We start from the raw sequence: 5324 nt of genomic DNA on the forward strand, positions 1-5324 counted from the left end.
TCCTCTTTCCTCTCTTGCACCTGTTGTTCCCGCTATTGCTGAATCTAATCCAGTTTCTCCACCTGCATCTGGTTCACCTGTTCCGCCGCATGTTTCACCCACTCCTTCTGTTGTTTCCCCAGTTGCATCTGGTTCACCTGTTCCGTCATCTGTTTCATCCACTCCTTCTGTTGTTTCCCCAGTTGCATCTGGTTCACTTGTTCCGCCGCATGTTTCACCCACTCCTTCTGTTGTTTCCCCAGTTGCATCTGGTTCACCTGTTCCGCCGCATGTTTCACCCACTCCTTCTGTTGTTTCTCCAGTTGCATCTGGTTCTTCTGTTCCGCCGCATGTTTCACCCACTCCTTCTGTTGTTTCCCCAGTTGCATCTGGTTCACTTGTTCCGTCATCTGTTTCACCCACTCCTTTTGTTGTTACTCCACCTGCGTCTGGTTCTTCTGTTCCGGCATCTGTTTTTGAGCCTTCTTCTCATTTTGAGCCAAATGTGAGAGTCGTTGTTCCACAGGTTTTGACTTATATTCTTGTGCCAAATACCTTATTTTATGCTGGATTGATGGATATCAGTAATCAAAGCAAGCTGTTGCAAGCGCTGCGAACTGTTCCTGGTCGGTTGTTGAAAAATGATGAAAATCCCGCTTTGTTTTTGCGCGGTTACGGTGGACATCATCATTATACTTCAAATTTGTCTGCATTTAAATATGGTGATTATGGCGGTGAGCTTGATTATAATGCACTAGAGGCAGGTATTTTACTCAAGAAAATCGAAAGTGCATACAGTACGACATCTTTTGGGATTATGGGAAATTATGGCAAGCTTTCTTTGCAGCCTCGAAAGGTTAAACAAAGTCAAGAAAGTATATTTGATAAATGGACAATAACAGCATATGGAAGCATGCAGCATGATACGGGGCTCTATATGGATGGTCTCTTCTCTTATGGTTTGTTTAATGGAAATGTTCTCACACTTGAGCGAGGTAAAACGGCTGCATTGAGAGGGAAGCCCCTAAGTGTTTCTTTAATTGCTGGTAAAACGTTTATGATAGGCAGCCGATATTTTATTTTTGAACCACAGGTTCAGTTTGTTTATCAAAATCTCCAGTTTCATAAGACTCGTGATATTGATAATTTTAATATTGATATGCGAAGTCCAGATCATTGGGGGATGCGTATTGGTGGGTATTTAACGAAGACACTTACATTTACTAAAGATAAAGATGCACATGTTCTCTCATTCTATGGTAAGCTTCATTTCATTCGTAGTTTTGATGATAAACAATTTGTATATTTTAAAGATGCCTTCCAGCTTGGTTCCTTTGGGACTTCTTTAGAAGCTGGATTTGGTGTTTTTTCGCAATTATCTCCCAAAATTATTTTTCATAGCGATCTGATTTATCAGCATAAATTTACGAGTGACGGCTTTTCCGGAACGCATTTTTCTGGTGGATTAAGTTATCATTTTTAATTGTATTTTTCTTTAATACATCCTTTGTGAAAGACATAAGCACAAAACATAGTTTTGTTGTGTCGTTTTTCTGATTTTTGACTTTACATATAATACAAAACAAATTATATGTAACGGTACATAATAAGTAGATGAACTAGGTGTGTCTTTTCAGTTTTTTATGAATAAAATAAAGGAAGTTTAGACTAAATTATGATTAAAGTACTAAAACGCTATGTGTGTGTTCTCTTACGACCTCTATTTCTTTCTTCGTGCACAATATAGATGTGAGTGCAGAAGATTATAACCCCTCGTGTAATTCTCTTTTTAAGTCGTATTCGTGTGATACAGTTGATGCTTCTCGTACTTTTGGAAGTCGTAATAAGTTATATATGAGTGGATTGGATAGGAGGACTACAGGTGTTATTTTTACAATACGAGCTCATAACATAGTTATTAAGCCGCAAAAAAGTAAAGGGGAAAAAGGCTTTCAGGAACTGATGGAATTTTAGAATTAAAGAGATCTGAGAAGATTACATCAGCAGTGGTTGTGTCAAAAGATAATAAAACTTCTTTTAAAAAGAGTTCTATTACAGGAAATGGCGAAAAGAAAAGTGGTAGAAATGCTACGTTATCTCAATCTGTGTTTGGTGTGAAGCAGGGTGGTTCTTTCCTTTGATGAAGGTAAGATTCAGGTTTCTGTTGTTCATGGTATAGAGGCAAGTGTCTTGCTCAATGCGGTTGAGGATACACATCACACTTTGAGCTTTGGAATAATGGAGAATAATGGAAAAAAACTTTCTACAACCTCAAGATGTTAAAGAAAGCAAAAAAGTACATTTGATAAATGGTCTATTACAGTATATGGCAGCATGCAGCATGATACAGGCTTTTATATAGATGTCCTTTTTTCCTATGGTTTATTTAAAGGGGATGTTCTCACGCAAGCAAGAGGCAAGACAGCAACATTGAAGGAAACACCTTTGAGTGCTTCATTGATTGCGGGCAAGTCATTTACGACAGGGCATAAAGGGGTTATTTTTGATCCGCAGGTTTAGGTTATTTATCAAAATGTGCGGTTTGATAAGGCGTCTGATATTGATGGTTTTGATATTGAGATGGGAAAACTTGATTTATGGGTGATGCGTGTTGGTGGTCTTTAAGAAAGATGCTTGCTGCTTCTGAAGAGGCTCTTGTTGTTTCTTTCAATTGCGAGCTTCAGCTTGCCATTAGTTTTAGAGGAAAACAACGTGTGCGGTTTGGAGATGAATTCCAATAAGGGCTTTTGGCTCTTCTCTAGAAACTGGAATGGGATTGAAGGCTCAGTTGTCTTCAAACTTTGCTTTGCATGGAGATGTAACTTATCAGCATTGCCTTAGAAAAGGTGGTTTTTCAGGGATTATTTTTTTCAGGCGGTTTATACTATCGTTTTTAGGTGCCTATGAAATATAGAGTAATTTTTACATAAGTTATAGAGTGTTTTTGAAGTATAAAGTGATTATTTAAGTTTTATACTTGCTATTTTTAGTGTGTTTAACTTAATGTTATGGGGAATGTTTTTTATTTTTAACTAACAGGGGGAGAAAGGCAAATTGGGAATAAAGTTATGGTTAATGTATTAAGCGGGTATAGATTTTTATTTATTACAACGGCTATTGTTTCTTTTTTGCCAATCGTGAGTGTTAATGCGAATCCTAATAATTTAGGAACTTCCTGTAATGTATCAGAGAGTTTTTTTACATATAGCGATAGTAAAAAACATACGATAAGTAATAAAAATTATACTCCTTCTGTCTCTTCTCTAGATGATTTTGTTGCTGTCTTCTCTATAGAAAAAGAGGGAACTGTTTTAAATTTATTAGAGACAAATATTATCTCGCATAGGCCAAAGCAGATGTTTTTATATAGTGCATCTGTAAAAGATGATGGCAAGCTTGTTCTAACCAATTCAAATATTAAGGATATGTCCGGTTTTCGTGTTCAGAATGGGCAAGTTGTGATGAATAGAGGGAAGATTGAAGGTAGTTTGCAAGCTGTATGTGCAGAAGGAAAAAAAACCGATATTGCTTTAGTGAGCGTAAATATTGATATTGTATCAGATAATTTGAATGCAAAAGGGATTGGATTTGTTAGTAGTTCTGATGCATTCATTAGGATGTCAGGCAGTACTATTACTTTTAATGAGATTGGTGCGTTTTCAACACAATTTGGGGGAAAATATCTTATTGATACAACCAATATTCAGGGAAAAGGTAAGAAACACACGATTGTAGTTGATAATGAAAGTGTTGATGAATTTCCAAGAGCTTTTGACATATCACAGGGTGGTAATGTTCAATTACGTGGTGATTTTATTCAGCTCACTGATATGCATGGCTTCTTGATTACGAATTTTGCAGGTTATGCAGATGCTGAAGGTAAATTGGTTCAAGAATACGCTTCATCAAATGAGTTTAAAAAGACAAATATTAAGATTGAAGGTACAGAAATTTCTGTTCAGGGTGAGGGAGTATACGGTCTGTATTTTTATGGATTAGGCCCAGATGTATGGGGTGATATGTTTAAGGTAGGGAGTGAAAAACTTTCAAAAGTAGAAAAAATTGTTTGGGGTGAAGCATCTTTGCATTTGTCACAGACAACTTTTTCAGTTCCCGATGGTATTGCCATTTATAGTACGGGAGATGATATTTATGGAGCTGAAGCTACCATTGAATTAACAGAAAGGACAAAGATCTCTGGTGATTTATTGTTAAAGGCTCAAAATAATTCTTCTCTATTGGTGAAAGCAAAGGATTCTATCCTTACAGGGGGTATTCGTGTTGAGGATGCATCAACTGTTCACTTAGAATTAACAAATGGCTCTGCATGGTATCTCACCAAAAGAAAACATACAGATTTACTGGAATCTCTTCCTGTAGATTCATTACTTTCGTCTATAAGCATTTCTGATAGCACAATTTTTTTTGATAAATTTATATCTCAAGATTATCAAACGCTATATATTGGAAAAGTATATATTGAGAAAGGAAGTAATCTAAATGACATAAATCCAATAGAGGGGATACAATATGATAAAGAAGCCTATAATGCAAAGGGAAATGTGCAGATTAAGATGAGTGCGTTTGTGAATAATGACGGCTCGTTTAATCCTCAAAAAACTGATCGTATTTTGATCTACGGGAATGTTTTGGGAAGTACACTGCTCATGATGGAGAAATTTTCCAAAACCTTAGAAGAAGAAGCTGGCAATAAAGGAAGTCAAAGTATTTCACTTGTTCAAGTTGCTGGGACAGCAGAGGAAAGTTCTTTTAAGTTAGCCAATAGTTATACTACGGTGAATGGATTTCCTTATCAATATAAACTTCGTGTCTATGGTCCAAGTTCTTCTTCTGGAAATGCAGATCCAAAGAATAGATTGGTTGTTGGAGAAGGGGATTTTTGGGATTTTCGTCTCGAAAGTGTTTACATTGGTCCTGAATTAGATTCTTCTGAAACTGCTTCTAAGCCAACGTCTACAGTTTTACCTCCTCAATCTGAAGAAGAGACGGTTCCTTCTAAACGACCAACAGAGACTATTTCACCTGAACAACCCCCTTCTGTTGAGCCTCCACTTATACCATCTACACCTTCTTTGCCTGAAGGATCTGAACCGTCTGAAATATTTATCCCTACGGATTCGACGCTGACTCCTTCTGCACCAGTTCCGTCTGAGCCTCCCTCTGTACCAACAGTTCCGGAGGCTCCTTCTGCTGTGCAACCTATGCCTGCACCGTTTGTTCCAGTTGAAGATTCTACTAATGATGTTCTGCCATCTGAGCCCTCTGCTCCGGAGGACACTTCATCTCTGGATACTGTTTCTCCTCCTTCTGCCCCTGTTGAACCA

2 protein-coding genes and 1 pseudogene are annotated in these 5324 nt (G+C 37.4%); all 3 read left to right on the top strand.

Annotated features, from left to right (window positions below; translation table 11 throughout):
- On the top strand, positions 1 to 1462 hold a 1462-nt coding region (locus ACFIL8_RS07380; protein ID WP_375689296.1), incomplete at its 5' end, for an autotransporter outer membrane beta-barrel domain-containing protein.
- 686 nt (positions 1463 to 2148) lie between these two features.
- Positions 2149 to 2876: pseudogene (locus ACFIL8_RS07385) on the top strand (autotransporter outer membrane beta-barrel domain-containing protein); the annotation flags it as partial.
- Positions 2877 to 3047: 171 nt separating this feature from the next.
- A partial coding sequence (locus ACFIL8_RS07390) for an autotransporter outer membrane beta-barrel domain-containing protein (protein WP_375638722.1) occupies positions 3048 to 5324 on the top strand: 2277 nt, incomplete at its 3' end.

Source organism: Bartonella sp. AP57NXGY (genome assembly GCF_042195805.1).
In the GTDB taxonomy this organism is placed as follows: domain Bacteria; phylum Pseudomonadota; class Alphaproteobacteria; order Rhizobiales; family Rhizobiaceae; genus Bartonella.